The organism is Corallococcus carmarthensis (assembly GCF_003611695.1).
In the GTDB taxonomy this organism is placed as follows: Bacteria; Myxococcota; Myxococcia; order Myxococcales; family Myxococcaceae; genus Corallococcus; species Corallococcus carmarthensis.
The window spans coordinates 143,199-169,372 of sequence record NZ_RAWE01000001.1; the positions used below are offsets into that span (position 1 = coordinate 143,199).

Consider the following 26,174-nt stretch of genomic DNA (forward strand, 5'->3'; position numbering starts at 1 on the left):
GCCGGGGATGATAGGGACGCGGCTTCCGGATTGGGCCACCCGGGCAGGTCGTGCGGTGCCGCATCGGCACACGGTCGTGCGGGAATGGCACACGCCTTCGGGCCGCGACGGCACCCGTGGCCGCCAGGGCGTGAGGCCGGGCCGCTGCCTTCCGACGGGAGCCCCCGCGTGCGGAGCCACGCGGGGGTGGCACGGTTGCTGCTCATTCACGCAAGAGCGGGCGACAACTCCAGACGCACCTGTTCGGAGCGTTGCTCGCGGAGGAAACACCATGCCCGAGATCCGCTCCGTCCAAGACCTGCTCCAGGCCGCCGCCCCCATCCTCCACGCCGCGCGGGGAGACCCGGCCCGCATGGAGCAATTGTGCAAGGACCCTGTTCGCGTGTTGACCGAAGCCGGCCTCACCGTTCCGAACGCCGCGCGCGACACGCTGCCGCTCATCTTCAAGCAGGTCCTCTCCGTCCCGGCGAAGGCGTTGCCGGCGGGCCCCGAGCTGATGATCGCGACGATGGGCGCGAACACGGCGCTCCGCGGGCAGCTCTCCATTGAGCCGGGTCTCCAGGACTCGCTGCTCGCGTGCTCAGCGCGGGTGCAGGAGCGGCTGAAGGCCGAAGGGGCGAGCGACTTCCCGGTTCCGCTGAAGCCCCGGACGGTGCTGTCGGCCCCTGGGGCTCGGAGGTCGGTCCCGGCGGGGAGCGACGTCCAGACCGCCTCCAGTGCCGACGGCCTCGCGGTCTCCACCTCCGGCGAGGTCATCCCCGGCGAGGCGGAGTACTCGCGGATCCGGGGCCTGCTCGCGGCGCTGCGCGCGGGCTACGAAGTCTTCGACGCGGCCACCGCCTTGCGCCTGGAGGAGGACTCTGCCGCGCTCATCAAGGCCATCGAGGCGGTGGACCAGCCCCAGCTCAACCCGCGCCAGGCCGTGCCGTGGGGCACCGCGGTCAACCTGCTCACACGGGACATGGTGAGCCTCCTGGCGAAGGCCCGGAAGGGTGACTTCCTCGCCTCGCCGGAGCAGGCCGCGGAGTTCCTCGACCTCAAGGTCACCCAAGCGATTCGTGCGCTCTACGAGGCGCGCGGCAAGGTGTGGGCCCGGCCGGACGTGGAGCTCAGCGTGCACTGGCACGGCATGGTGCTGCGCTTGTCGACGGAGCGGGTCCAGGCGTTGGCGGAGGGGCTGACGACGGCCGCGTCCATCACCGGCGAGCTCTCCGAGAAGGCGCCGACGGCGGACGTGGCGGCGGTGCTCGAGGTGGTGCAGTGGGTGCTCGGCCTCTACGCGAAGGTCCTCACCGTCGTGGACCGCGGCAATGGCGTCTACCTCACCTGCTGCTGGTGGTCGCTGCCGCCGCTGATGCTGCCGCCGCCTCCGTTCTTCCCAACGCCTGTCTAGGAACTCCTGAAGGTGGCCATCGCGGCGCCTTCCCGGCCCAGGCGTGCATCGCCGGTGAGGCTGCTCCTCGAAGGACGCAGGTCGTCCTGCGAGGAGAACGGCTCCGGTTCAATGTCGGAGTGGAAGGTGGATGTTCGTGACAGTGATTGGGGGCAATCCACGACCACGGTGGGTTGGCCCCGTTTCACGGGACGCACCGTCCAATGCCTGCCCATTCCTCCAGGCCAGGAGTCCCCACGTCATGTCATCCCTGGGTTTCCTGCGGAATGAGTGGGTCTCCAGGGAAATGTTGTTAACCGCCTCCCCAAAAGTCAGCAGCACTTGTTAACCGCTCTCGGCCTCTCTCCCCAGAACGGGTGAAAGAGCGGTCCAGAGAGCCCAATCGGCGGCGGAGGAGAGGGGGCATCTCGCTCTGCGGGGTTGAGAGCCGAGAGGGCCCTCTTCAGCACCGCGAGCCAGAATCCCTTGGAATTCAGCGGCTTGAGCACGAAGGCCCCGCGATATTCATCGCGAGGCCCGTGTTAAACAAAAAGGCCCTGCCAGTTGGCAGGGCCTTTCAAGAAGCTCCCCGAACGAAGGCCTGCGCGAACCCGTTCTCGGCTTCTCTCTAGAGACTGCGACGGAAAACACGAGAGACATCATGGGGTTACGTGAAGTCGGGAAGATTCGGGGTCCGATTGAGTGTCCGCAAACTTCCTGCGATTGGTTCCCCGGATATCGCAGATTGGGGATGGCGCCCAGCAGTCTTCAGAAGCAAATGGTATGGGGGGCGCATCGCACATCGCCGAGGCCGTGTCGTAGAGAATTCCACCCCGGGACGGAGTCCACCTCTTCTTGTCGCGCCCGCAGTGAGCGCCCTGGTTGAAGTGATGCCGGTCCGGCCTTCCGATAGGCCCCAGCTGGTGGCCTTGTGCGGAATGCCCTGCTTGCAGCGGCGGCAGCGCGCCGTTCCAAGCTGGCTGGGCCCGTGAGCCTCCATTGAGGGGCGTCGCCGTTAGATGGCATCTACCGACCGCGTCGTACTTCGGACTGCGCATGGCGAGCATCACCGTCGGGCTCCAGGCGGGTTCTTTGTGACAGCCCCACAACGCCTCACAGCGCCGCCATACGTGGAATCCACGACAGGAATTGACTGGCTGCAATGCAGTAATAAATGATAATTAGCGCACCATCCGCGAGCGAGGTGCGCATGTCAGTGAATAAAAGCCTTTCCAGCCGCATTGCCTTCATCGTTTCCCTGCTCATCGTCAGCGTGGCGTGGAGTGGGGCCTGGGCAGCGGGTTGGTCGCCTGCGGCGCCGATGTTGGGTCCCCGGTCGCTGCACAGCGCGACCCGGCTGGCGAATGGCAATGTGCTGGTGGCGGGCGGCTTCTACATCACGACGGTCTGGAACTTCCCGACCGCCGCCGAGCAGTACAACCCCTCGACCAACACGTGGACATCGGCCGGCACCCTGCTCCGTGGACGCCGGGCCCATACCGCCACCCTGTTGCAGGACGGTAGGGTGCTCGTCACGGGAGGAGAGAGCACCACCAGCACCCTGGCCCAGGCCGAGCTGTACAACCCGGCGACCAACTCGTGGACGGAAGTGGCCCCCATGATCAGCCCGCGCGCCTTCCATACGGCGGTCCGGCTGCAGAACGGGAAGGTACTGGTGGCGGGGGGCGCTCCCGTCAATTCGGCGACGAACGCGGCCGAGCTGTACGACCCGGCGACCAACACCTGGACGGCCGTGCCTTCCATGAGCAGCGCCCGCAAGCAGCACAGCGCGGCCCTGCTGGGGGATGGAAGGGTGCTGGTGGCGGGGGGCTACAGCGCGACTACTCCCTTCTGGTCCAGTGCAGAGGTGTACAACCCGGCGACCAACTCCTGGTCGTCCGTGGGCTCCATGAGCACGGCCCGAGTGCTGTTCCCCCTGGTGGTCCTCCCCAGCGGCAAGGTGCTGGCGGTGGGGGGAAACAGCGGAGCGGGCCTGCCGCCCAGTGTGGATGCATTCGACCCTGCGACCAACACCTGGGCCCCGGTGGCGCCCATGGGAATCGGTCGCTACGTGCACACCGCGACCGTGCTCGCGAACGGTCAGGTCCTGGCGGCGGGGGCCTATGGCCGGGACAGCGCCGAGCTCTACGCACCGGCGACCAACACCTGGACGAGCGCCGGCGTGATGAGCAGCACCCGCGGTGAGCACACCGCGACCCTGCTCGCCAATGGGAAGGTCCTGGTGACGGGCGGAAGCGGTGGCAGCGGCCATCTCGCGACGGCCGACCTGTATTCGCCCGACGTGGGGAGCGACCTGGGGAGCGCCCTGGGCTCGGGGCTGGTGCAGGCGGACACGTGCGCCGCCACCAACGATTCCACGCCCGCGTGCAGCGCAGGCAGCACCGCGCCGGACCGGAGCTTCACCTGGACGGCGCCCTCGTCCGGCACCTTCACCGTATCGACGACGGGCTCCTCCTTCGACACCGTGCTGTCCCTCTTCGACGCGAACACCGGCGCGGCGCTCGGATGCAACGACGACGTGAGCGCCAGCACGTTCCAGTCGTCCGTCGCCGTGACGCTCACTGCGGGACGGCAGCTTCGCATCGTCGTGGATGGCTACCGGACGCGGTGCGGCACCCTCACCCTCAACATCCAGTAGTCGCGGTCAGTCAGGGCGGGGCGCCTCCGGAGACGACGGGGGCGCGGTGGATTCGTGTCTGTTCAAACCCAGCATGGAGGCTTGCCATGAATCTGAGACGTCTGTGCAGCATCTTCGTCGTGCCCGCGCTGCTTGCGACTGGCTGCGGAGCGCTGGAGGACTCGAAGGCCGTGGGCGATGAGACCCGGGAGGCTAACGCGGACCTCGCCACGTCGGCCGTCTTCTCGGGCACGGTGCGCAACTCGGCGGGCGCCGTGCAGGCGGGCGTCACGGTGGTCATCAACGGAATCTCCCGGACCACGGACACCACCGGCCGGTACTTCATGTCCGTCGTGGCGTCGGCCAACGGCTACGTCCTCACCCTCCGGAAGAACGGACTGGCCTCGGCGACCGAGTTCTATTCGGCGGGCAAGACGAACCTCAATCACACCCTGGAGACGGGCTTCGTGCAGACCGTCAGCCCGACGGTGGACAGCACGGTGACCACGCCCAGCGGCGTGAAGGTGAACCTGAAGGCGAACACGCTCGTCAACGCCAGCGGCGTGCCGGCCACGGGCCCGGTCAGCATCACCGTCGCGAGCTATGACCCGATGCGCATGCCGGGCGACTTCACGGCGGTGAACTCCAGCGGGCAGCAGGTCGCGCTCGAGTCCGTGGGCGCCGTCTTCGTGGGCGCCACCGATGCCAGCGGCGCGGCCCTCAACCTGGCGACGGGGGCCACCGCGACGGGCTTCATCCCCGTGCCCACGCAGGTGGGCAGCATGCCGGCGTGTGTCTCCGACGGCACCTGTCGACTCGCGATGTGGAAGTTCAACGAGACGACGGGCAAGTGGGAGGAGAAGTCCGCCAGCATGCAGGTCGGCCCAACGGGCACCACCTTCACCATGCAGGGCACCAGCAGCATCTCCGGCGCCGTCCCCATCAGCGTGGGCGGGCTGGGCATGTGGAACGCGGACATCGAGAAGCGCGAGCCCGCTTGCACCATCATCGAGCTCGTGGGTTTCCCGGAGACCTGCTTCGGCACGACGGGCACCGTCCAGTTCAGCCTGAAGCTGCCCAACGCGGCGGGCACGCTCATGCCGCGCACCGACACGATGTCCCAGGCGTCGCCCTTCATCGTGCTCTACAACATCCGCGCGAACGCCTTGCAGGAGGTGGGAATCACGTTCCCGGCCGGCGCTCCCACGAGCTGCGCGAAGAACCTGGACATCTCCTCCACGCCCGCCGCCGCGGCCGGCTACCCGTTGTACAACACGACGGGCGGAGTCACCCGGTTCAACTCGGGCGCTCCGTGGGGAGGCACCGGCTACCCGAAGGACCCGGGCGGCAACATGGTCGACTTCGAGGACGTGGCCCTGGGCACGCACCCCTGCAAGTCGTCCGTGCAGTTCAAGACAGAGCTGTAGTCGTTTCCGAACGGCCTGTCCCCTGAAGTCCCGAGCGGGACAGGCCGCTCGTCGCTCGGCGTCGAAGCCTCCGACAAGTCGATTCGGAGGGAAATGACTCACAGGGAATGGGGCACCCGGACGAGGAGAAATTACTGGACCGCGCCCTCCACCGGCATGTTCACCTTCACCACGACGGGCTCCACCTTTGACACGGTGCTCCTGCTCCTCGATGCGTCCACCAATGCGTCGCTGGGCTGCAACGACGATGCGAGCAGCACGACGTTCCAGTCCTCGGTGACGGTGAACCTCACCGCCGGCACGCGGGTGAAGATTGTCGTCGATGGCTACAGCACCCGCCGCGGCGACTTCGCGCTCAACATCTCCGCGCCGACCTTCGCGAGCTGCGCGGCGGTGAAGGCCGCGATTCCCAGCGCTCCCGATGGGGAGTACGTCATCAACCCGACCGGCGCCCGGCCCATCTCCGCCTACTGCGACATGTGGGGCAGCAGCTACTCCGGGGCGACGTCTTTCTCTTCGTCGGCCGGTGTAGGCGTCGAGCCAAGGTGCTGCACTTCGACGGCACGGGCCTGGTGCTCCTCACCAAGAGACTCTTCCGGGGACGCTTCGGCAGCCCTCTTGCCCCGCGGTGCCCCGGGCCGCTCCCCGCAACAGTGCCCTCATCCTTCCTGTTGGCACCAGATCGTACTTTCAAGTATTTACATGGTTCCAAGTCCTGTTCGCCTGGCGTTCGGTGGCTTGAGCTGTCCCTGGCGTGGTCGTCCCTGAACAGGTCCGCAGATGAAGAACGAAGAGAGCACGCAGAGCCGCCGCCAGCCGCGGCAGGAGCGCTCGCGGCAGACGGTGGAGGCCGTCCTCGATGCCGTCCCCAGAGTGCTCAAGAGGCACGGAGCCGGCGCGGTCACCACCAACCGCATTGCGGAGGTGGCGGGGGTCAGCATCGGCTCTCTGTACCAATACTTCCCGGACAAGCAGGCCATCTTCAATGCTCTTCATGAGCGCCATGTGGAGGATGTGAAACACAGAATGGAACGTGCCGTGGCACAATGCGCCTCGAGCACCATCGGCGAGTTTGCGGCCTGCCTGGTGGAAGGACTGGCGGATGCCCACATCGTAGAGCCTGAGCTCCACGAGATGATCTCCGCCGCAGTCCCGGCTTCCTCGCTCGGGTTCAAGGAAGCCCTTCAGATGGCATTCGAGCTGGTGATTCCATCGCCCGAGGCCGGCACGTCCCGCCCGCCTGCGGGCGACCGGATGTTGTTCGTCCTGCCTCACCTGGTCGAGGCGCTGGTACACGCTGTGCCCCAGGCGCGCCCTCCCTTCACGGTGGATCGCGCCAAGGGCGAAGTCATCCGGACGGTCCTCCATTACCTGGACCGGCCATGACCCCTCACTGAAAGGCTTCGGCGTTCTGATGGATCCAGCGGTCGAAGGCGAGGGGCTTGCGGCCGAGGATCCGCTCAACGCCGTCAGAGACAGTCGTCAGTCTGCCGTCTCGGATGGCACGCCAGATGTCCACAAGAGCGTCCGCATACTGCCGGCCACCCCCGTATGCGAGTGCAGCCTCGTGGGCTTCTTCGTCCGAGAGCTCCTCGTAGCGGACCTCCTTCCCAATGACCGCGCCAATCTTGGCCACCATGGCTGCGTAGCTCAGCGCCTCGGGTCCGGTGACCACCAGTGACTCTCCGATGTGCTCGCCCGTCGTGAGTGCGTGGGTGATGACGTCGGCGAGGTCGTCGGGATGAATGAATGCGATCCTTCCTTGCCCGGTAGAGGAACGGAGGACCCCCTCCGTGGCAATCGACTGAGCCCAACCGAGCACGTTCGACATGAAGGCGGCTGACTGGATGAACGTGTACGGCATACCGCTCTGCCGGACCGCGTCCTCGCCGCGCGCGTGCCATGGGCCGGTTCCCACCCCGGTCCGGACGTCCAGCGTCGAGAGCTTCACCATGTGCTTGACACCCGCATCCACAGCGACCTGAACGACGGCTCGGTCCCGACCGGCGAGGCGTGGCCCGCTGTTGAGGAGAAACACGCCGTCGCTGCCGGCGAGTGCCTTCCGTAGAGCGGGGCCTGGCTTGGCCAGGTCGCCAACGTGCATGTCAACCTCGTCGCCGAACAGCGCCCGTGCTCGGGCTGCATCCCGGACAAAGACGCGGGGACGGTGCCCACCTCTGATGAGGCGATGGGTGACGAGAGAGCCGATATGACCTGTCGCGCCAGTCACCAAGAATGTCATTGAACGCGGCTCCAGGTTCGCATGAGCTCAAGGACGACCATTCGCTGACCGGCAAGCGAAAGGTGCAGGCCATCCTCCGTGAAGAGCTCAGGCGGTGGAGATGCGCCGAAGGCCGAAAAGAGGTCGACCGTGGGCTCCTCGAGGGCACGGATGGCCTCCGCGACACGGCGGACGTCCTCGTTGCGGAAGTGGACTCCGAAGCGGGACAGCCCCCAGTGCTTCGACGCGCGATCCTCAAGGACCGGGGGAGGCGTAATCCACAGGCGACGTGCCTGGGTCCCCCGTGCAGCACGGGAGCGAAGCTCCTCAAGGTTGCGCGCAGTCTCACGGGCGTCAACGAGCGTCTTGCCCGCGTTCGGGCCTTGAGTCCGCGCGTCATTCACGCCGATGAAGAAGATGATCCAATCCGGCTCCTGGATGAGGGCGTTCCCCATCCGCACCAACCCATGCGTGGTCGTCTCACCGCCTACAGCGTTGATGGCCACTGAGACCTCATCATGGGGACGCTGAGCAGCCACCAGCTCCTGGAGAATGACCGCCCAAGATTGAGGATCTGCCGTGTGACTGTCGCCGAACGTGACAATGCGTGCGCGCTTGCGCAACGGCAGTTCTTCCAGCATCCGGCTGAACTCGGGTTCCGCGAGCAGCCCCTGTGCGGCTTCTCTTGCGCCCTTCTGGCTCTGAGCAAGCTCGGCGCGGTACGTCTCCGGCTCGAGGCCGAGCAAGGCGGCGCACGTCTCGGCAGATACTTTGCCGCCGCCCGGAAGCGACGAGACGGTCCTCTCCGGTTGAAGGACTTTCACGAGCCAGCGCCTCTGTTCAGTTGACCATTCCATGTGCTCCATCTCCGGTGATTGGGGAGGCATAGAGGTACCGGACAGGGGCCGCACGGTCAGCTCGCGTTGCCCCGCGGCCAAACCCTTGAAATGACTCCTTATTTACGCAGCGGCGAGTGACTTGCTCAGGTTCCACGCCCAAACGCGCAGGGGACGTGCTCGCGGAGGCCCGTGATCGTCAGGCCATCCGCCGTCATTGGGAAATGAGACATAGGTCCTTGGCCGTCGCGGCGAGCAGGTGCAGGACCCGCTCGGGTTCACTGTAACTGCGATGTTTGGAGTGCTGTTGGGATTCGTGGTGGTGAGTCACCGGGACAGGCGAATCCTCCACCTCAACGTGACAGCGCACCCGACGGAGGAATGGACGCAGCAGCAGTTGCGAGAGGCATTCCCCTGGACCAGCGCTCCGAGGTACTTGCACCGAAGCTCTACACCGAAGGCGTTCGCGCCACGCTCTCCATCTGGGGGTTCGAGAGGTGCCGAGTGCAGCACGTTGCCCGTGGCAGAATCCCTATGCCGAGAGAGTCATCGGCTCAATTCGTCGGGAGCTGCTGGACCATACCCTGCCTACCTTCGCAGGAAGGGAGCGGTGTGCCCACACGCATGCAGAGAGGCGCTGAGACGTATGGTTCGGGCGTAATTCCGACCTCCATCAAGCACGAGAGACGGCGCGGCGGCGCGTCGTGCGTATCGCTCACCGGGATGATGCGCGTTTTGACGCACCCATGACGCAGCAAGCGAATTTTGGATAGGCACAGGTACTGCCGAAGGCTAATGCCGACTCGTTCAGCGCTGTCGCGGGCGTTGCGGGTCTTTCGCGCGCGCGACACCTGCCTCTCCACATTGGCGAGTGGGGAGCCCCGTTTCGACGATGAAGTCGATGAGCGTGCGCACGGCGAGCGGCATCAGCTCGCGCTCGTGGTAGACAACCGAGAGGAGCGTCTGCGCGCCGATGTGCTTGGCGAGAACCCGCACCAGCGTGCCGGCAGCGACCTCTGCCTGCGCCAGGAAATCGGGGAGCAGCGCGATGCCAAGGCTGGTGCGTGCCGCGCCGAGCAGCACGAACATGTCGTTGGAAGTCATGCGCGGATGAATGCGCACGCTGCCCCCCTTGAGGCGCGGCCAACTCAGCGAGGGTGTTTCTCCGCGCACGAACGGACTCAAGCAAGCGTGTCTGCGCAGGTCCGTAGCGCGCTTGGGAGTTCCTGCTCTTGCCAGATACTCAGGCGTCGCCACGCAGACCAGCGTGTTCGTACCCAACTTGCGTGACACCAGGTTGAGCGGCGTCGACGCGACGGGACCGGAGCGCAGCGCGAGGTCAAATCCGCCGTGAATCAAATCGACGTGCGTATTGCTGGCGTCCACCTCCAATACAACGTCGGGATGGCGCAACGAGAACTGACCGAAGAGCTCCCCCAGGGAGTCGGGGGCTCCGGTAGGAACGGAGATGCGCACCCGGCCCTCAACCTTGCCACTCGGCCGCTGAACGATGGCGCGCGCACGCTCGAGTGCTTCGACCGAGTGGCGCGCGTGCTGGTAGAACTCGGCGCCCGCGTCGGTGAGAGCCTGTCTTCGGGTCGTGCGTTTGAGGAGGCGTATGCCGAGGCGTTCTTCGAGCCGTTGCAAGCGCCGTCCAACGGTCGAGCGTGGCAAGCGCAGCTCTTTCGCGGCGCGTGAGAGCGAGCGCGTGTCGACCACACGCACGAAGGCGATCAGTTCGGCTGTCTCCGGTAAGTCGTCCATTTGGAGCAAATCGTAGCCAATCCTTCCAATTTTTGCATAGTTGTCTCAGGTCGGCGCGATGGCTTAGGCAAGTGCCATGAGAACGAAACTCCTGTACTGGATACCTACCGGCTTGCTGGCGGCGATGTTCCTGATGTCCGGCACCTTCAACGTCACTCACCAGCCCCACGTGATGCAGGTCGCGGCGCGTCTGGGCTACCCCAGCTACCTGGCCACGATCCTTGGAGTTTGGAAGCTGCTCGCCGCAGTCACCTTGGTGTTCGGCTCGCGTTGGCCGCGCTTGAAGGAATGGGCGTTTGCGGGCCTATTCTTCAACCTCAGCGGTGCGATCATCTCTCACGTAGCCTCCAGTGACACCGTCGCCAGTAGTGTGCCCGCTGGCGTACTGCTTGTGCTGACCGGCATCACCTACGCGGCGCAGCGACGGTACGGTCCTGCCGGCTCGGCGTTGTGAAGATGACGTAGAGCCGTTACACCGTAATGGCCAGCGTCGTGGTGCGGCAGAGTCCGTGGTACGGCGGGAAGCCCACGCCTGATTCCGCGAGCTGCCTGTCCGAAGCGAGCGCGCGGAATTCGCCGACGTCGTCGCGTGTGCCGGCGGCGGAGCGGAGCACCTCGGCGAGGCGCGTCTCCTGGCCTCCTCGGCTGACGTAGAGGATGGCACGCCCCGTGTCCGCGTCGAGGCGCTCCCTCACCCAGGGCAACTCCTGCTTCACGTCCTCGGGTTGGCTGCGGGACTCCAATCGCTCGAACCGCTGGAGGGCCTCGCCTACGGAGAATGTCTTCCCGTGGAGGAACCGGCACACCTGGGTGGTGGCCTCGTCGAGGACCGCCTCGATGCGGTAGCGGCGGATGCCGGCCTCGGCGTAGCTGCTCATCTGACTGAAGGAGCGCCCCTGGCCGATGAAGTGGCTTGCCACCACCTCCCAGTAGAAGGGGGCCTGCTCGATGAGGGCGCCGCGCGCGGCACGCTCCAAGGACTCGGCGATGTCGCCTCGCCCCAGGCCCGCTTCCAGTCCCTCGGCGACAAGGCGTCGGGCCTCCTCGCCGAAGGCGTCCAGCCGGCGCCCGTACTCGTCCCGCACGAATTTGCCCTGGGTCCGGACGATGTGTTGGGCCACGCGCCTGTCCATGGCGTTGACGCGTGCGGCGAGGGCGAGGCCCTGCTCTCGTCGGACGTGGCTGCGAGAGGACGCCACCACCTCTTCGGCTGCGTCACCGAGGGGCGCTTGGATGCGGGAGGGGATGACGGCTGTCCGCCGGCCAGCAGCCTCCAGGGCCTGGGCGACGAGGCGCCTGCGCTGGGCCGCCGTCGTCGTCCCCCAGTCGACGTCAAGGACGGCCATCGCCTCTCGCATGTCGTCCACGTCCGCGCGCCCGACGGCGCGTCGAAGGCGCGCGGCAAGCAGGGCCACGGCGCGCTCCATGCCTGCGGCGGTGCCTACGTCCAGCGCCTTCGCCACCGGCAGCCGGAGGACATCACCCAGCAGGGGGGCCGCCACCTCACGTGCCTCGTGCAGGAGAAGCAGGCCGTCAGCGGGGGCCGTGCACATGGGGGGCCTCCTGCGTCACCAACTCCACGGAGCCGCGGCGCCTGGCGCGCACTTCGACACCTGCCGGAGTGGGGGAGAAGACGACGTCGTGGCTGGCCGCGCATCTGTCACACAGCACGAAGACGAGGAGGCCGTTGCGCCACAGCGTCGTCGTCTCATCCAGGGGGCCACGCTTTCGGTGGGAGTAGCCCAGTTCGGTGGACACCCGAGATGTGATGGAAGGAGCCCGGGATGTCCACGAAAGAGGAGAAGCCGAAGAAGCCCCGCAGGCCGCGCCAAGAGTTCACGGTCGAGTACAAGGCCCAAGCGGTGAAGCTGGTGGTGGAAGAGGGCAAGTCCATCCCCCAGGTGGCCCGAGACTTGGACCTGACGGAGTCGGCGCTACGGCTGTGGGTGGAGCAGACGAAGACGGACCGGGGCGAGGGCAAGCCCGGTGCGTTGACGACGGCTGAGCGCGAGGGTGAATTCAACTGGTCGTCGCAACACTCGAAGCCAAGGAGTTGCGATGGGTGCGAAGAGTCATCGACGGTCGGCCCGAGCTGGCCGCCCTCCCATGTCGTCGCCCGGTCCATCCGTAGGGCGGCGTGAGCATCGGGAACGCTTCTGGTTGGCGATCGCCCAGGGGCTGTCGAGTGAGGAGGCCGGCAGGGAGGCTGATGTGTCGCCGGTGGTGGGATGCAGGTGGTTCCGCGAGGGTGGCGGCATGCCTTCCATCAAGCTGGCCTCGTTGTCGGGGCGGTACCTCTCGTTCGCCGAGCGAGAAGAAGTCGCGATTCTCCACGCCCAGCACTTCGGAATTCGCGCTCCGCCGTCCGGCCGTGCGGCAGCTCGAGCAACATCACGTAGCGGCTGTGGCGCTCTACGAGAGTGCCGATATCGGACTTGCCTGCCTTGCCGATGATGAGGTCGCCACTCCCAGTGGCCCACGACGGCGCAGTCCTCGGCCTCTGGCGGTCTCTGGCCGCAGCCTCCAACGATGGGTAGTTCGTTCGCTGCTGCAATGTGGAATTGCTCAGGTCAAACGGGGCGGCGCATCAACCAGCTGTTCTTGTAGGTTGAAATCTTAACGAACCCACAGTTTTCGTGGAAATGGATGGATGGGCTGTCTTGGGTGACATGGAGATGCATGAGTTGATAATGCGGAGCGCTCTTGCGAGCCTCTTGGGCAAGGAACTCCATGAGGTCTGTGCCAACGCCTTTGCGTCTGTGAATCGGTTCGGTGGCAATGGCGCCTATGTAGAGAGAGTATTTCCGCCATTCCTGAGTGCCATGCTGAGTTGTTGGGTCGATGAGAAGTGTGGCGAATCCAATGAGTCTGCCTTCGTTGTTTGTCGCCACGGCGTTCAAGCAGTTGGATTCTCGAATGTTTTGCGCGTACGGATGAGGGTCATCGGGAAAGACAAGGCCGAGCAGATGGGATGCGGCTGCTTCATCGAAAGGAGACGCGATACGAATCTGAGTCAAAGGATCGTTGGGGACCATGAAGGTATGTTCTGGGTTGACGACTGGTCTCACGAACATCGGTGCTGTTCACTGATTCCATCAAAGGCTAGCCGCTACCAATACGGGACGATGGCCTTCAGCTCCTTGCGCCTCCCCCTGCCAAGGCCGTCAGTCGCTCGCGGGTCGTGGCCGATCAGCAGGCGCTCAGACGCTCTGGTCTGCTTGGCATCAGTCGCGAAGCTCGGAAAAGCAAAAAGGCCCTGCCGGGTTAGGGCAGGGCCTTCTTTTTTTGCTCCCCGAACGGTGCCCTCCACGAACTCGTTCTCTGTTTCTCTCTGGAGAATTCGAACTCTCTGAGCGCCAGAAAGCCCTGTTGAATCCAGTGGTTACGGGTGTGTGGGGTGAGATGCTGACCAATCGGGGGCCGATTGGTCCACCGCAAACTCCGAGGCCTCCAGGTAGGTGTGGTGCGCTGTGCTGATGTGCGAGTCGCCCTTCGACAGGTTGCTGTGCGGCACTGGCGCCGCGCGCTGGCTGCCCACAGCACGCGGCCGGGCCCCGTGGGGAGGGTGCCGAACGCGACTTGGCGCGCTCCTCGGCCACCGGGACTCGGCCCCTGGAACTGGGGGCGAGGGAGGGCCACCGCCAACCTCACGGCCGGGCGGTGCCGGGGCTGGCTGAAGGCGAGCGCCTCCAGGGGACCGGGAGACGGCCGCGCTAAGTCGACGGCGGAGGGGCGCGACCTTTGCTTCGCCGCCACAGGAAGCTCGATGGCCCGCCTTGTGCGTCGCTCGCCCGCATGACGCGCGATTTGACGCAGCCTTGGCGCACCCATGACGCAGCGATCGAATTTGGGGTAGGCACACCCCTGCCGCGCCCCTGAGGGGAGCGCGGCCTGAGCGGGGGTGTGCCCAATGAGGGCTGCACGGCTTCTCCACCGGCCAGGCGCACAGCTCGGCGGCACCCGTCAGCGTCTCTCTTCGGCACCTCTGCTCCAGCCCCCACCCTCAACAGGCCTTCTATTCGCCCTATGCGTCGAGGTCCTGCTGATGGAGGTCGACGCGGCTCGCGGCGGAGGCAGAGCCAGCGACCAGGATCAACGGGAGGGCCGCGGCAAGGGATGCGTTTTTGCGAGAGGGCTTCACGTCTGACGCTCCTGGAAGGTCGTGATCTGCCAGGAGAATCATAAAAAAATAGAAATACCCGCCGTCAACACGCGACTGATACTCAGAGTGCGTTTGGCTTTACCGGACACGACGCTTCCCGTTCGGCTGAACGGACGCGGATTCAACTCGGCTTGATTCGTCCTCCGACGCGTTCCGCGCGACTACCTGCGCCGTCGGTGCTCGCGGCAGCGTGAGCGTCACGCGCGTACCGCCCTCGGGCACGCTGTGGATGGCGAGCGTGCCGCCATGGGCCTCCACGATGCGGCGCACCAGGGTGAGCCCCAGTCCGACGCCTCCGGTGTCCCGCGTGCGGCTGCGGTCGGTCCGGAAGAAGGGGGTGGAGAGGCTCGGCAGGTCGTCGGCGCTGATGCCGATGCCCCGGTCCTCCACCTCCACGTGGACCGTGCCCGCATCCGCGCGGGCCCGCAGCGTCACCGGGCTGCCGGGCTCCGAGTACTTGCGCGCGTTGTCGAGCAGGTTGTGTACCGCGCGCCGCAGGAGCACCGCGTCCGCCTCCAGCGCCGGCAGCCCGGGGGCCAGCTCCAACTGGAGTGGGCACTCGGGGTGGCCCAGCCGGAAGCGCTCGGCGGTGTCGCGCAGGAAGTCAGCGGGATCCAGGGCGCTCCGCTGGACGCCGAGGCCGGGCTGCCCGGCCTGGTTGGCGGCGAGGTCGAGCCTGGCCATCTGCAGCACGCCGTCCACGAGCTGTTGCAGCTCTCCGATGTCGCGGCGCAGCTCCGGCAGGCGCCTCGCCAGTTCGTCCGGCTGGCCCTCCTCGACGAGGTCCAGCGTGACGCCCAGCCGGGACAGGGGCGTGCGCAGCTCATGGGACACGTTGGCCAGCAGCTCCTTCTGGCCCCGGATGAGGGACTCCATCCGCACGGCCATCTCGTCAAACGTGCGCCCCAGCTCCGCCACTTCGTGACGGCCCTTCAGCAGCGCGCGGGCGGACAGGCGGCCCTGGCCGAACTCCCGTACCGCCGCGGTCAGCCGCTCCAGCGGCGCGGCGAGCACCCGCGCGATCGGGAAGGACAAGCCCGCCAGCACGAACAGCTCGAAGACCAGCAGAGCGCCGAAGACTTCATCCGTCGAGAAACGACGCGTGTTCGCCGTCACCACGTAGGCCGTGAGCGTGTCGCCGTTCCAGACGGGGGCGACGTGGTACACGAAGTTGGCATCCTGGAAGGCCCACAGCTGCCGGACCTTCAGGTCGCGCAGCTCCTCGGCCGTGAGGGTCCCCACGGGAGGTGGGGACCACTGCAGCCGCTCCTTCGCGTCGCGCAGGTCGGCGGCCGGTATGGCGACCAATGGAGGTTGGACCGACGAGGCCAGCAGCTCTCCACCGACTCCGTACAGGGTGGCCTGCGTGCCCTTCGCCGCAGCGGGCGGACCCAGCTCCCGAGCCAGCTCTGGAGACTTCGCGCTGGCCAGCTCGGCCAGATGCAGGGCCTCCATCCGGAATTCCATGATGTTGAGAGACAGAGCGAACGTCACCCGAATAGCACCCTGGAGCGCCACGTACGAGCCCAACAGCATCAGCAGGCCATACGCGTAGATGTACCAGAACAGCCGGCGCGGCCGGGACACCGTCCCGCTCATGAGCCCTCTCCCTGCTCCAGCACGTAGCCCACGCCGCGCACCGTCTTGAGCAACCGGGGATGGCGCGCGTCGTCTCCCAGCTTCTGACGCAGCCGAGACACGTGCACGTCGATGGCGCGGTCCACCGGCCCCTCGATGCCGCCGTTCGCCAGCTCCAGGAGCTGCTCGCGGGACAGCACCCGTCCGGCCCGCTCCGCGAGCGCGCAGAGCAGGGAGAACTCCTGCTGCGTCAGCGCCAGCTCCTGCCCGTTCAGCGCGGCCCGCCGGCCCGCCCTGTCCAGCGTGAGCGGCCCCACGCGCAGCACCTCGCGCGCCGGGCCCAGCAGGCCGCGGCTGCGGCGCACCTGCGCGGTGATGCGCGCCAGCAACTCGCGCGAGGAGAAGGGCTTGGACACGTAGTCGTCCGCGCCCAGCTCCAACCCCATCACCCGGTCCGCCTCCTCGCCGCGCGCGGTGAGCATGAGGATGGGCACCGCCGAGCGTGCCCGCAGCTCGCGACACACGGTGAGCCCGTCCTTCCGGGGCAGCATGACGTCGATGAGGATGGCATCGAAGGTGCGCCGCGACGCCTCGGCCAGCCCGCGCTCTCCATCGTGCGCGCAGCAGGTCCTCACGCCGTGGCGCTCCAGGTACTCGGCCGTGAGCCGGGCCAGGTGGACGTCGTCCTCGATGAGCAGGACCTGGATGGGGGACTGCGGCGCCGTGGAGCCTGTCATGGCCATAGCCTAGCGCGGCGTGGCCGCACCTTGCGCATTGAGCGCCTCTCCTGAGACAGGCGTCTGGCTGACATCGACCAGGGCGAGCGCGCGGGGGATGAAGTCATTGAAGGAGACGGACTCATCGGGCTGCGGCCCGGTCTCATCCAGCGGGGTGAACATCCGCACCGCGACCAGCCGGTGCTCGGGGACGACGAGCAGGTACTGCCCGAGGTAGCCATTGGAGTTGAAGCCGACACGGGGGCCTGTCTCCACGGTGGCGAGCCTCAGGTGGCGCCCACGCACCTCCTTCTTGAGGGCCGGCAGCCGTGAGCCCAGCGCGTCGAGGTAGGCCTGCTCGTCCGTGAACGTCCGGCCCTTCAGCGGGGCCATGTCCTGGAGGAGCGCGTCGGGCACGCCCGCCTTCTTCCACGCGTCGAGGAGCGCGTCGTCCACCGTGAACCGCTCCCAGGCATACTCGGACCACCACAGCAGCCCGCCGGGGGAGAACACGCCTTCTCCCGGCGTCGTGGCCTGCTTCACCCACTCGGCGGGGAGGAGACGGCAGCCCTGCCACACGCCGCCGTCGAGCATCAGCTGCCCAAGCTTCGCCAGGTCTCGCGGCCGCAGCTGCACGCCCGCCATGACGTGCGGGTTGCCCGCATCGTCCAGCGTCCAGCCGAAGTCGGTGATGCCCATGGGCCGGAAGAGGGCGTCCGCGAGGTAGCGGTCCAGCCGCTTGCCGGACGCCTTCTGGACGACGGCGGCCAGCAGGTTGACGGCCTTGTTGTTGTAGTGGAAGGCCGTGCCCGACGGCTCGGTCAGCTCCGCCGCCAGGGCGAGCTTCACGAAGTCCGGGCTCCGGTAGATCTCCTCCGTCGTCGGGTCCGACTGGAGCCCCGACGTATGGGTGAGCAGGTGGCGCAGGGTGATGTCCTTCTTGCGGCCCTGGTTCCACTCCGGGAAGTACGTGTGCAGGGGCACGTCCAGGGACGCAATCTTCCCGTCCGCCAGCAGCTTCAGCACCGCGAGCCCCACGACAGACTTGGTGATGGACATTGCCTCGATGCGCGCGGGGGCGTGGCCGAAGGACCACTCGCCCACGAGCTTCCCGTTCTTCAGGATGACCACGGCGCTCGACTTCGACGCCTCGGCGCCCTGGAGGAGCTGTTGCAGGGCCTTGGGGTCGATGCCCTCCGCGGCGGCCGAGACGGCACGAGGAAAATCCGGTGGCGCCGCGGAGGCTGTGGGGGCCCGCAGCAGGAGCCCCATTGCGAGGAGCAGCACGCGCATGCGGTGGAGTGCACTCAGAAGACGGGACATGGAACCTCCCTGGGCCCGAAGGCCGGTTGGACGGTTCGCACTCCACGCCTCGCATGTCTCTGGCGTATGTGCCGCGTGTAAACGATTGTAACTCAGTGCAGGAAGTCCCGGACGCTCTGTTGATGAAGTTTCTCGGATTCGATGCACAGCCGGATGGACTCCATCGCCCGGGCCAGTGCGCGCGGTCCGCCCTCCACCTGCTTCACCCGGGGCGTGAGGAAGGCTTCCGCCTCCGTGAGCTGGGCGGCATCACAGAGGTTGCCCACCTGGTTGATGAGGCCTCCCAGCTCGTCGGAGCGCAGTCGCTGCGTCAGGGTATCGAACTGCTCGCGGTAGAAGCCCCACGCCAGGGATTGCGTCTCCGGCAGGACCAGCGCCGTCCTGAGGATGATCAGCGCATCCCGCGTGTCGAAGTCCGAACCCACCACGAGGCCCAACGCCCGCCGTGTCAGCTCCGGCACGCGGAAGTAGCTCAGCGCCGACAACAACCGGACGCGCTCATTGCGGTTGGGTTCCTTCTTCGCGGCCTCCAACAACGCATCGAACAACGCGGCATTGCCATGCGTCGCCGCGCGGGGCAGTGCGCTGCTCAAGGCCTCCGGGTCCACGGTCTTGCGGTCCTTCAGCCACGCGAGCACCAACGGCGTGGCTTGCGTCACCAGCACGGCGTTCCCTCAAGCGGAGGCAGAGGCGAAGCCGGAAGAGGCAAGCGAGCTGCCTTTAGCAGCGACGAGACAGGAGCCGACCCAGGAGCGCACGCCGCGGCTGGATTGGGCCGGGTTGCTGCGCAGGAGTTTCGCGCTGGACGTGTTCGCCTGCGGCAGGTGTGGAGGCAGGCGCCGGGTGCTGGCGTATCTGACGGCTCCCAGTGGGGTGCGTGCCATCCTGGAGCACCTGGGACTGCCCACGCTGCCTGGGAGACTGTCCCCAGCACGGGGGCCACCCCAGAGTGCGTGGTGTTGAGCGCCAGGCCGCAGTGGCCCACATGCCCAAGCCCCCTGCCGCGCCCCTGAGGGGAGCGCGGCCTGAGCGGGGGTGTGCCCAATGAGGGCTGCACGGCTTCTCCACCGGCCAGGCGCACAGCTCGGCGGCACCCGTCAGCGTCTCTCTTCGGCACCTCTGCTCCAGCCCCCACCCTCAACAGGCCTTCTATTCGCCCTATGCGTCCCGCCACCAGCCGCTCCTCGTGCGCGGTGAAGATGCCGGTCGTCGGGTGGCCGAAGAACAGCCCGCCAATCACCTCGCCCGAGCGTGAGGCCACGGGCACCGCGAGGTAGTTGCGCACCGGGAGGTGGCCTTCGGGCATCCCGTGGCGGGGCGTGTTGTGGCCGTAGCGCGGATCCTTCGTGATGTCGTCGCTGCGGAGGATGCCCTCGCCCTTGAAGGTGGGCTCGAAGACGCGGGTCGAGCGCGGCATGGGGAACTTCGCGAAGGCCTCCCGGGGCACGCCGCTGAGCGTGTAGAGCATGTATGCGTTTCCGCGCTCATCCAGCACGTTGTAGAAGAACGCGCCGAACGCGGCCCGGGTGAGCTGGGTGGCGGCGTCCGTCACGCCCTGCACCAGCTTCTCCAATTGCAGCTCCGCGCCCAGCGCCTGGCCCGTGCTGTTGATGAGCTCCAGGTTCTGCAGCGAGTCGTTCTTCTCGATGAGCGTCTGGCGCAGGGACTCCTCCAGCTGCCGCTCGGCGGTGATGTCCTGCGAGATGCCCTCGAAGTGCCGGGCGCGCCCCGCCGCGTCGTGGAAGACGGAGCCCGTGACGTGCAACCAGCGGAAGGGGGCCTCCTCGTTCGGGCGGATCCGGAAGCGCAGCTCGAAGGGCGCCTGCTCTTCCAGCGCGCGCCGTGCCGCGTCCCATACCCGCTCCAGGTACTCCGGATGGATGCGCTCCTGGAGCTGGGCGGTGCTCACCGGGCCGTCCGCGGGCAGACCGCACTGCACGCGGCAGATGGCGTCGCAGACGATGGGGCCCAGGGACAGGTCGCGGGACCAGCGGCCGATCCCCGCCGCGGCGAGCACCTTCTCGGTGCGCTCCAGCTCCTCCAGCCGCCGCGGGGGGTGGGGTCCAATCCCAGCGCACCACGGCCCAGGTGTCCGTGGCGTCCGCGTAGGTGTGGAGGGTGCGGAAGCCCAGCCACTCATGCGCGCGCAGGGAGCGGCGGTTGTGCACGGAGATCTCCGTGACGACGCAGTCGAAGGTGCCCCGGAGCTGCTCGCGGTGCTGGTGGTAGAGCGCTTCGAACAGGCCCTGGCCCCGGTGGGCCTTGTCGATGCAGATCTGCCCCATCACGTAGAAGCGCTGATCCCGGAGGGGGCGCCCCTGGTCCTCGAGCTGTTCGATGAGCGCGAACATCGGCTCCAGCACGGGGACCCACTCCCGGCACTCGCGGGGCATCACCAGCGCGTACGCCACGAGCTCGGAGCCGTGGAGGGCGATGATGCTGGGGGCCACCGCGTGCATGCGCTCCAGCGTGGGCAGGTCATGCGCCACGGTCACGAAGCCCTGCGTGCGCCGCTCCTCCTCGGACAGGTGCTGCTTCAGGTTCCTGCGTTGCAGCGCCAGGACCTGTTCGAGCTCCGCGCGGGATTGGACGGCCCTGACGACGTAGGGACTGGGCATGGCGCGGGAGCATAAAGCCCCCGCGCCAGGAACCCAGGGCCTAGGAGAGGGGTCCGGCGTTGCCCGGCGGCGGCTTGTCCGGATGGTCGCTCAGGTCGCTTTGCGGCTTCTCGATAGGATCCGGCGTGGCCACGGTGTTCGGCGCCAACCGGATGCCCACGGGGCCCGGGGGCGGCTTGTCCGGCAGGTCGTTCAGCGGATGATACGGGAGCGGCAACTGCTCGGAAGGGACCTGGTGATTCATCATGTCCGTCTCCTTGAAGAGACCGCTGCGGTCCCGGCCCCTTGCCGGTGTCGGTCTCTCTTTTATAACGCACCAGGTCGAATCCTTTTAAATGGCTTTCTAGATGACTCTCATCAAATGACTCTCTTTGGATGACCCTTTGGGAAGGGTGCTTCATTCGAACAGGAGGACGTCGCGCACCCACCTGTCGCCCGGGGATGACTCCAGCCATTGCCGCCGCTCGTCGCGCAGGGCCACGGCGGGCGGGGCCCCGGCGCGGATCCGCTCCCGGACCGCGTTGAAGAAGCGGCCCGCCGAATCCGGGATGTCCACCGTGGCGGCCAGCACCGCGCGCGCTCCCGCTTCGAGGAAGGCCACTGGCAGGCTGAAGGACTCAATCGGGAAGGGCGCCGTGCGCGCGGCGCTGCAGGCGGCCAGGAACACCAGCGGCGCTCCGGAGAGCCTTCGCGCCCGCACCTGACTGGCGGTGAGCACGTACCGGCCATCCTTCTCCGGGGCCAGCATGAGAATCGAGGCGTCCGACATCTCCGGGCTGAACTCCCCATGCGTGTGGATCTCCACCTCGGTGGCCGTGCCCATCGCGTCCAGCACGCGCGACGGCGTGGCCTGGGCGCCCTCCAGCGTCACGCGCCAGGGGTCCGCGCCCGCCGCGGAGGCCATGGGCGGGAGCCAGGGAAGCCCCAGGGCCCCAGGGGTGTCCACGCCCGAGACGACGAGGTGCGTGCCCTGCGGCGCCGTGGGGCCCGGCGGCGCCGCGCGCCCCACCCGGTAGCTCCAGGCCAGGTCCGGGGGCAGCAGCCTTGGCAGGCCATACACCGGGGGGGGCGCCAGCACCTCCACCTGGGCGCACCCCCGCAGCACCTCCACGAGCGGCACCGGCACCAGCCCGGAGGCGTCCTGTCCGAGCGGTGCCGTGCGCCCCTGGGCGAAGTCCCCGAGCACCGCGCCCGAGGGCCCTCGCACCACCGTGACCGTGCGCTCGTGCCATACCGTCACCGCGAGCACGCAGCGCTCGGGCACCTCGCCCCGCTGCAACCGCCGTCCCACCAGGGCCAGCACCTCGGTGAACGCGCCCGTGCGCCCCGCCTCGGAAGCGAGCACGGCATGGGCATACGCCAGCGCGCGGCGGGCGTTCGCGTCGTCGGGCCATGCTTCCGCCTGGGTGATGGCGCTCCACAGCAACTGGCGCCCGGCGACGGGGTCGTGCTCCAGCGTGAACTGGCCTTCGATGAAGTCCATCAGCGCGCGCTCGCCGGGTCGGGGCTCGCCCCGGCGCAGCTCGGAGAGGGCCCGGCGCATCGCGTCCGCGGCCCCGAGCATGGGACCGAAGCGGGCCAGGTCCGCCAGCACCAGGGTGCCGTGGATCCCCAGCGGGAGGCCGGACTCCATCGCCTGCTCCAGCTCATGGCGCGCCTCGTCCATGCGAAAGCCCATCCACGCCAGGCTCGCCAGGTTCCGGTGGACGTAGCCGCGCTGGAGGAGGTCCTCGGGCATGCGCGCCAGGGACTCCCGCAGGTACGCGCGCGCGGTCGGCAGCCGGTGGTGCAGGCGCGCCACCTGCGCCAGCTCCTGGAGGAACTGCCGCTCCAGCCCCCACTCCCCCTGGGCCTTCGCGAGCTGCCAGCCGCGCAGCGCGTGCACGGAGGCGTCCGCCGGCCGGTGCAGCTCACCCAGGTACATGTCCGTCAGCCACTTCCGCAGGTCGGCGCAACGGTAGAGCAGCCGCTGCTCCTGGCACGTGCGCAGGGCATGCAGCACCCGCGTCTCCGCCTTCCACCACTCTCCCGCCTGCACCTCCTGGTTCGCGCGCTCGCGCTCGGCGATGAGGTGGAACCAGGGGTCGCCCAGGCCGTCGGCGGCCCGGGCGAAGGCGGCGGAGTCCACGGGGCGCCCGGCGAGGAGCTCATGCCCGAGCGCCCCCACGTACAGGTCGTCCTCGCCCGAGCGCTTCAGCTCCTCCAGGAAGCCCTCGCGGGAGGAGCGCCCGTCCCGGACGAGCAGCGCATAGTCCCGCGCCAGGGGCCCGCGACGGAGGAAGTCCCGCGCCGCCACGCGCGCCACGTACTCGCGCAGCACGGTGCCGCCGTAGGTCCGGTCCAGTGCGTCCGCCAGCGGGAGCAGCCGCAGCGTCGCCTCGCGCGACGGCGCCGCCCGCACCGCGTCGTAGAAGGCCACCCGCACGATGCCCGGCAGCCTCGCGGCCTCCTCCAACGGCAGCCGCGCGCCGGAGTCCACCACCAGGTCCTGCGTGGCCGCGAAGGCCTGCTTCCAGGCGCGTCCCCGGGCCAGCGTCTCTTCGCGGAGCCTGTGCGCCTGGGTCCGGGCCTCCGTGCTCCAGCCCGGCTCGCCCTGGCTCGCCATCGCCTCGAAGGCGTCCGCCGCCAGCAGGGGCAGGTCCATGTCCCGCAGGACCAGCGCGCGGTTCCACAGGGCCTGGGGGTGGTCCGGCCGCTGGAGGAGCACGCCGTCCAGCAGGGCCAGGGCTTCATCGAGCGCCGTCTGCTCCGGGGGCCCCGCGCGGCCCAGCGCCATCGCCACCGCGCGGTCGGAGTCCAGGTCGGGGGAGACGGGGGCGCTGCGCAGGTAGGCCAGGGCCTGCCGCGGGTCGCCGGCGAGCAGGTACACGGTGGCGATGCCCTGCCAGTCGTGGCGGTCCGCCAGCGTGGCCAGCTCCCGCAGGGGCAGCGGCGCCGCCCCGGGGGCCTGCCTCCGCAGGGGCACGTAGGCGCGATGGCCGTCCAGGGCCGCGTACGTCAGCCGTGCCTCCAGGGGGCGCGTGGGGCCCGGCGTGAGCCACGAGGCGGGCGCCTCGCGGGTCGACAGCGTCGTCCACACGGCCAGCAAAGCCAGCAGCAGCGCGAGTCCTGCCACGCGGGGCCAGACCGGGGGGCGGCGGGGCGGCGTCACCGTCACGGTCGCCTCGGGCGGCAGGGGCCCGGGCTCCGCCGGGTCCTCGCGGGCTTCGGCCACTTCCGCGAGCGCCATCCGGCCGAGCATGTCCACCTGCAGCAGCTCATGGAAGCGGGCCCAGCACACCTGGCAGGAGACCAGGTGTGCGCGGAAGCCGTCCTGGGACTCGGGGGGCAGCTCACCGTCCACGAAGGCGGGGAGGTTCATGCAGCCGGCGCTCACCCATTCCCCCGCTTCCGGCGAGCCTGGGCCATGTCGAGGAACTGGTCGCGCAGGCGGTGGCGCGCGTGGAAGAGCCAGGTGCCCACGGTGCCCACGGGCACCCCGAGGTGGCGGCCGATCTCCGCGTGCCGCAGCCCCTCCGAGTGCATCTCGAAGGTGCGGCGCAGGTTGTAGGGGAGGGAGGCGACGGCCTCGCGCAGCTCCGTCTCGGTGATGCACTCCCACAGCTCCAGGTCCGGCGCGTCCGGCTCCTCGAAGAGCTTGTGCACGTTGCCCAGGTTGATGACGTTCGCGGCCTCGCTCCGGGTGCGGCGGCACTGGTCGAGGACGCGGTTGTGGAGCACCCGCACCAGCCAGGCGCGCCGCTCGGGCTCCGTCCAGGACTGGAGCTTGTCCCACTTCAGCAGGGCCCGCAGCAGCACATCCTGGACCAGGTCCGCGCAATCGCTGGCGTTCCGGCCACAAAGATTCCGGGCAACGGCCACCAGACTGGGCTGATACCGGACCGCGAAGACGGCGTACTCCATGTCTGAACTGTCGAGCTCTTCTTTCAACGTACGGCCCCCCGATGCCGGTGATGATTAGATAACGCTATAGGTCTGATTTCTTGGATAGGTTACACCCCCCCCGTCGGGTTGGGTGTGGTCGCCTGAGAGTCTTTGTGGGTCTTGACCCAGTCGGAGAAGCCCACGCGGGAATCCGCTATTTCCGTAGATTCCTGGGAGATGTGTGAGATTTCTTGCAGAGCAAGGGCAGGGAATTCCTGGGGGCCTGCTGGTCCGCGCCTTGCTGAAGAACCGGCCACCCTCAAGGACCCTTCACGCTCAAGCTTTGGGATGCGGATCAACGCCGTACCGTCACGCTGGGCAACATCACTTTCCCATGAGCTGGAGTGTGCGCGAGTGAATGCACGACTCACTGATGGCTGCGGGCGCCCTGATGGCGACGCTCCTGCACAATCTTCAATCACTGCACCTCGATGTCGGTGTTGGTCTCGCGAGCTGAGCAGGGACTTCCTGCACCATATAAGGCACTCGCTGGCAGTCGTCGTGCGCGAGTAGCGGTCTGCGCTTCGTCGTGCAGCATGCCTGCCGGACGCTGTGGAGTGTCGCCACGGTCATTCCTATTCGCGCGGCTGGCGCCGTAGCGTGGCGTGGCACGTCTGTCTATCCCCCGGCGGGCCGGGTCGTATGTGACTTTTTCAGTGCAATGCCCCACCCGGTCCTCCGCCTTGTCGGACCGAACATGGAACCTCTGTCCTGAGCGCCCCTGCTGGGGCCTGCCACGGAGGGGTCGATGGGCATGCATTGGAGTTGGGCCGTCGTCTTGCTGCTGCTGTTGCCCGGGGCCGGAGGGGCGCAGGAAGCCATCACTCCAGAGGACTTCGACGCCACCGTGCGCAGGTTGGAGGAGGCCATCTCGGACAATGCTTCTGGCGAGGAAGAAGAGGACGAGGCTCCGTCCGAGGAGGAGGCTTCTGCGCCCGCGGCGCCCGACTCGGCACCTCCGATGACGAACCTGCTGCGCATGGACGCGGCGACGTTGACGTTGCTGCCTGGGAGGGGCGCGGGCACCGAAGAAGGCTTCGTGCAGGTGGAGCCCATGGTGGCCTTGGGGAGAGGGGAGTCGTTCCGCCTCATTCTCGGGGCACCGGTACGGCTGCGGCTGTGGGGTGGAGGCGAGGGCGCGGGCCTCGTGAGGAAGGAGGACTGGGACACGCTGTCCGACTGGGGGCAGGTGGTTCGCCTCTTCATGGTGGGAGGGGATACGCCCAACTCGGTGTGGCTGGGGATGATGGAGGGCTACTCCCTGCTGTCCGGACACCTGGTGCGGCGCTACGGCAACCGCGTCAACCCCGACTACCACCCGGCCGGCGTCATCGCGACGGGGACATTGGGGCCGGTGTACGCAGAGGCCTTCGCCTCGGACGTGCTGAGCGCTCGCCTGGCGGGGGCGGAGGTAGCCCTGGACGTGCAACACGTTCTCTTCGGCCGGCCCCCTGTCCCGGGCCGCTACACGCTGGCGCTGTCGGCGGTGCATGACTGGGGGCGGATCGCCGGCACCGCGAGGCCCATGACGCTGGCGCACCTGGACGCCACCGCCGTGGTGTTGCGGCGAGGGCGCAAGGGGCAGAGGGTGGAGG

At 67.9% G+C, this 26,174-nt stretch carries 21 protein-coding genes and 4 pseudogenes; 8 read left to right on the plus strand and 17 right to left on the minus strand.

What is annotated here, in order from left to right:
- Positions 1 to 271 precede the first annotated feature (271 nt).
- The 3 genes from D7X32_RS00540 to D7X32_RS00550 all read left to right on the plus strand — a co-directional run bounded on the left by D7X32_RS00540 (position 272) and on the right by D7X32_RS00550 (position 5,437).
- Positions 272 to 1,393, plus strand: a complete 1,122-nt coding sequence (locus D7X32_RS00540) for a hypothetical protein (protein WP_158625554.1) — start codon at positions 272 to 274, stop codon at positions 1,391 to 1,393.
- A 1,300-nt stretch (positions 1,394 to 2,693) separates the two neighbouring features.
- Positions 2,694 to 4,031, plus strand: coding sequence for a Kelch repeat-containing protein (locus D7X32_RS00545; RefSeq protein ID WP_158625555.1), 1,338 nt, complete (start codon positions 2,694 to 2,696; stop codon positions 4,029 to 4,031).
- 86 nt (positions 4,032 to 4,117) lie between these two features.
- Positions 4,118 to 5,437, plus strand: a complete 1,320-nt coding sequence (locus D7X32_RS00550) for a carboxypeptidase-like regulatory domain-containing protein (RefSeq protein ID WP_120600511.1) — start codon at positions 4,118 to 4,120, stop codon at positions 5,435 to 5,437.
- A gap of 131 nt (positions 5,438 to 5,568) precedes the next feature.
- On the opposite strand, the gene D7X32_RS45230 is transcribed toward D7X32_RS00550, so the two are convergent.
- Complete coding sequence (locus D7X32_RS45230) at positions 5,569 to 5,739, minus strand: hypothetical protein (protein WP_158625556.1); 171 nt, start codon at positions 5,737 to 5,739, stop codon at positions 5,569 to 5,571.
- Between the two features lie 177 nt (positions 5,740 to 5,916).
- Between D7X32_RS45230 and tnpB the strand changes: the two genes are divergently transcribed.
- Positions 5,917 to 6,435: an IS66 family insertion sequence element accessory protein TnpB gene (gene tnpB, locus D7X32_RS47935; protein WP_158625557.1), complete on the plus strand. Its 519-nt coding sequence runs from the start codon at positions 5,917 to 5,919 to the stop codon at positions 6,433 to 6,435.
- On the plus strand, positions 6,353 to 6,823 hold the full coding sequence (locus tag D7X32_RS00560; protein ID WP_439328979.1) for a TetR/AcrR family transcriptional regulator: 471 nt from the start codon (positions 6,353 to 6,355) through the stop codon (positions 6,821 to 6,823). The genes tnpB and D7X32_RS00560 overlap by 83 nt, the downstream gene beginning before the upstream one ends.
- Positions 6,824 to 6,827: 4 nt before the next feature.
- Here the strand turns inward: D7X32_RS00560 and D7X32_RS00565 are convergent, their stop codons facing one another.
- The 3 genes from D7X32_RS00565 to D7X32_RS00580 form a co-directional block, all read right to left on the minus strand.
- Positions 6,828 to 7,679: an NmrA family NAD(P)-binding protein gene (locus D7X32_RS00565; RefSeq protein ID WP_120600513.1), complete on the minus strand. Its 852-nt coding sequence runs from the start codon at positions 7,677 to 7,679 to the stop codon at positions 6,828 to 6,830.
- Positions 7,676 to 8,515 carry an SGNH/GDSL hydrolase family protein gene (locus D7X32_RS00570; protein WP_120600537.1) on the minus strand — a complete coding sequence of 280 codons (840 nt, stop codon included), beginning with the start codon at positions 8,513 to 8,515 and terminating at the stop codon, positions 7,676 to 7,678. The genes D7X32_RS00565 and D7X32_RS00570 overlap by 4 nt, the downstream gene beginning before the upstream one ends.
- A gap of 786 nt (positions 8,516 to 9,301) precedes the next feature.
- Entirely contained in the window at positions 9,302 to 10,258 is a 957-nt protein-coding gene (locus tag D7X32_RS00580; protein ID WP_120600514.1) for a LysR family transcriptional regulator, read from the minus strand.
- A gap of 76 nt (positions 10,259 to 10,334) precedes the next feature.
- Here D7X32_RS00580 and D7X32_RS00585 point away from each other — a divergent pair, with 76 nt between their 5' ends.
- Positions 10,335 to 10,712 carry a DoxX family protein gene (locus tag D7X32_RS00585; RefSeq protein WP_120600515.1) on the plus strand — a complete coding sequence of 126 codons (378 nt, stop codon included), beginning with the start codon at positions 10,335 to 10,337 and terminating at the stop codon, positions 10,710 to 10,712.
- A gap of 16 nt (positions 10,713 to 10,728) precedes the next feature.
- On the opposite strand, the gene D7X32_RS00590 is transcribed toward D7X32_RS00585, so the two are convergent.
- On the minus strand, positions 10,729 to 11,811 hold the full coding sequence (locus tag D7X32_RS00590; RefSeq protein ID WP_120600516.1) for a head morphogenesis protein: 1,083 nt from the start codon (positions 11,809 to 11,811) through the stop codon (positions 10,729 to 10,731).
- On the minus strand, positions 11,792 to 12,016 hold the full coding sequence (locus tag D7X32_RS00595) for a hypothetical protein (protein WP_244238786.1): 225 nt from the start codon (positions 12,014 to 12,016) through the stop codon (positions 11,792 to 11,794). The genes D7X32_RS00590 and D7X32_RS00595 overlap by 20 nt, the downstream gene beginning before the upstream one ends.
- A gap of 26 nt (positions 12,017 to 12,042) precedes the next feature.
- Here D7X32_RS00595 and D7X32_RS47940 point away from each other — a divergent pair.
- Positions 12,043 to 12,270 (plus strand): annotated as a pseudogene (locus D7X32_RS47940) (transposase); the annotation flags it as partial.
- A 362-nt stretch (positions 12,271 to 12,632) separates the two neighbouring features.
- Here the strand turns inward: D7X32_RS47940 and D7X32_RS00605 are convergent.
- The 11 genes and pseudogenes from D7X32_RS00605 to D7X32_RS00660 form a co-directional block, all read right to left on the minus strand.
- A pseudogene (locus D7X32_RS00605) lies at positions 12,633 to 12,771 on the minus strand (IS30 family transposase); the annotation flags it as partial.
- Positions 12,772 to 12,828: 57 nt separating this feature from the next.
- Positions 12,829 to 13,293 (minus strand): GNAT family N-acetyltransferase, encoded by a 465-nt coding sequence (locus tag D7X32_RS00610; protein ID WP_158625559.1) that lies wholly within the window; start codon positions 13,291 to 13,293, stop codon positions 12,829 to 12,831.
- Between the two features lie 1,205 nt (positions 13,294 to 14,498).
- A complete protein-coding gene (locus tag D7X32_RS00615; RefSeq protein WP_120600518.1) occupies positions 14,499 to 16,019 on the minus strand; it encodes a sensor histidine kinase in 1,521 nt (506 codons plus the stop codon).
- The gene (locus tag D7X32_RS00620) at positions 16,016 to 16,735 is read right to left on the minus strand and encodes a response regulator transcription factor (RefSeq protein WP_120600538.1); all 720 of its coding nucleotides are present in this window, start codon (positions 16,733 to 16,735) and stop codon (positions 16,016 to 16,018) included. Before D7X32_RS00620 ends, D7X32_RS00615 begins: the two co-directional genes overlap by 4 nt.
- A gap of 9 nt (positions 16,736 to 16,744) precedes the next feature.
- Positions 16,745 to 18,037: a serine hydrolase domain-containing protein gene (locus D7X32_RS00625; RefSeq protein ID WP_120600519.1), complete on the minus strand. Its 1,293-nt coding sequence runs from the start codon at positions 18,035 to 18,037 to the stop codon at positions 16,745 to 16,747.
- Between the two features lie 92 nt (positions 18,038 to 18,129).
- Positions 18,130 to 18,702 carry an ERAP1-like C-terminal domain-containing protein gene (locus D7X32_RS00630; RefSeq protein WP_120600520.1) on the minus strand — a complete coding sequence of 191 codons (573 nt, stop codon included), beginning with the start codon at positions 18,700 to 18,702 and terminating at the stop codon, positions 18,130 to 18,132.
- On the minus strand, positions 18,693 to 20,054 hold the full coding sequence (locus D7X32_RS46420; RefSeq protein WP_244238787.1) for a GAF domain-containing protein: 1,362 nt from the start codon (positions 20,052 to 20,054) through the stop codon (positions 18,693 to 18,695). Before D7X32_RS46420 ends, D7X32_RS00630 begins: the two co-directional genes overlap by 10 nt.
- Positions 20,055 to 20,220: 166 nt before the next feature.
- Positions 20,221 to 20,655, minus strand: a pseudogene (locus D7X32_RS46425) (GNAT family N-acetyltransferase); the annotation flags it as partial.
- Between the two features lie 40 nt (positions 20,656 to 20,695).
- Entirely contained in the window at positions 20,696 to 20,902 is a 207-nt protein-coding gene (locus tag D7X32_RS00650) for a hypothetical protein (protein WP_120600521.1), read from the minus strand.
- Between the two features lie 150 nt (positions 20,903 to 21,052).
- Entirely contained in the window at positions 21,053 to 24,016 is a 2,964-nt protein-coding gene (locus D7X32_RS47395) for a CHAT domain-containing protein (RefSeq protein ID WP_120600522.1), read from the minus strand.
- Positions 24,017 to 24,027: 11 nt separating this feature from the next.
- Positions 24,028 to 24,558, minus strand: coding sequence for an RNA polymerase sigma factor (locus tag D7X32_RS00660; RefSeq protein WP_244238788.1), 531 nt, complete (start codon positions 24,556 to 24,558; stop codon positions 24,028 to 24,030).
- Between the two features lie 769 nt (positions 24,559 to 25,327).
- Here D7X32_RS00660 and D7X32_RS00665 point away from each other — a divergent pair.
- A pseudogene (locus D7X32_RS00665) lies at positions 25,328 to 26,174 on the plus strand (hypothetical protein); the annotation flags it as partial.

Bases quoted from the DNA above. Each gene is read 5' to 3' on its own strand.
- D7X32_RS00660 (WP_244238788.1), bottom strand. From the start codon at position 24,558: ATGGAGTACGCCGTCTTCGCGGTCCGGTATCAGCCCAGTCTGGTGGCC.
- D7X32_RS00615 (WP_120600518.1), bottom strand. From the start codon at position 16,019: ATGAGCGGGACGGTGTCCCGGCCGCGCCGGCTGTTCTGGTACATCTAC.
- D7X32_RS00550 (WP_120600511.1), top strand. From the start codon at position 4,118: ATGAATCTGAGACGTCTGTGCAGCATCTTCGTCGTGCCCGCGCTGCTT.
- D7X32_RS47395 (WP_120600522.1), bottom strand. From the start codon at position 24,016: ATGAACCTCCCCGCCTTCGTGGACGGTGAGCTGCCCCCCGAGTCCCAG.
- D7X32_RS00620 (WP_120600538.1), bottom strand. From the start codon at position 16,735: ATGACAGGCTCCACGGCGCCGCAGTCCCCCATCCAGGTCCTGCTCATC.
- D7X32_RS00625 (WP_120600519.1), bottom strand. From the start codon at position 18,037: ATGTCCCGTCTTCTGAGTGCACTCCACCGCATGCGCGTGCTGCTCCTC.
- D7X32_RS00540 (WP_158625554.1), top strand. From the start codon at position 272: ATGCCCGAGATCCGCTCCGTCCAAGACCTGCTCCAGGCCGCCGCCCCC.
- D7X32_RS00570 (WP_120600537.1), bottom strand. From the start codon at position 8,515: ATGGAATGGTCAACTGAACAGAGGCGCTGGCTCGTGAAAGTCCTTCAA.
- D7X32_RS00610 (WP_158625559.1), bottom strand. From the start codon at position 13,293: ATGGTCCCCAACGATCCTTTGACTCAGATTCGTATCGCGTCTCCTTTC.
- D7X32_RS00585 (WP_120600515.1), top strand. From the start codon at position 10,335: ATGAGAACGAAACTCCTGTACTGGATACCTACCGGCTTGCTGGCGGCG.
- D7X32_RS00565 (WP_120600513.1), bottom strand. From the start codon at position 7,679: ATGACATTCTTGGTGACTGGCGCGACAGGTCATATCGGCTCTCTCGTC.
- D7X32_RS00590 (WP_120600516.1), bottom strand. From the start codon at position 11,811: ATGTGCACGGCCCCCGCTGACGGCCTGCTTCTCCTGCACGAGGCACGT.
- D7X32_RS00545 (WP_158625555.1), top strand. From the start codon at position 2,694: ATGTTGGGTCCCCGGTCGCTGCACAGCGCGACCCGGCTGGCGAATGGC.
- D7X32_RS00580 (WP_120600514.1), bottom strand. From the start codon at position 10,258: ATGGACGACTTACCGGAGACAGCCGAACTGATCGCCTTCGTGCGTGTG.
- D7X32_RS00650 (WP_120600521.1), bottom strand. From the start codon at position 20,902: ATGATGAATCACCAGGTCCCTTCCGAGCAGTTGCCGCTCCCGTATCAT.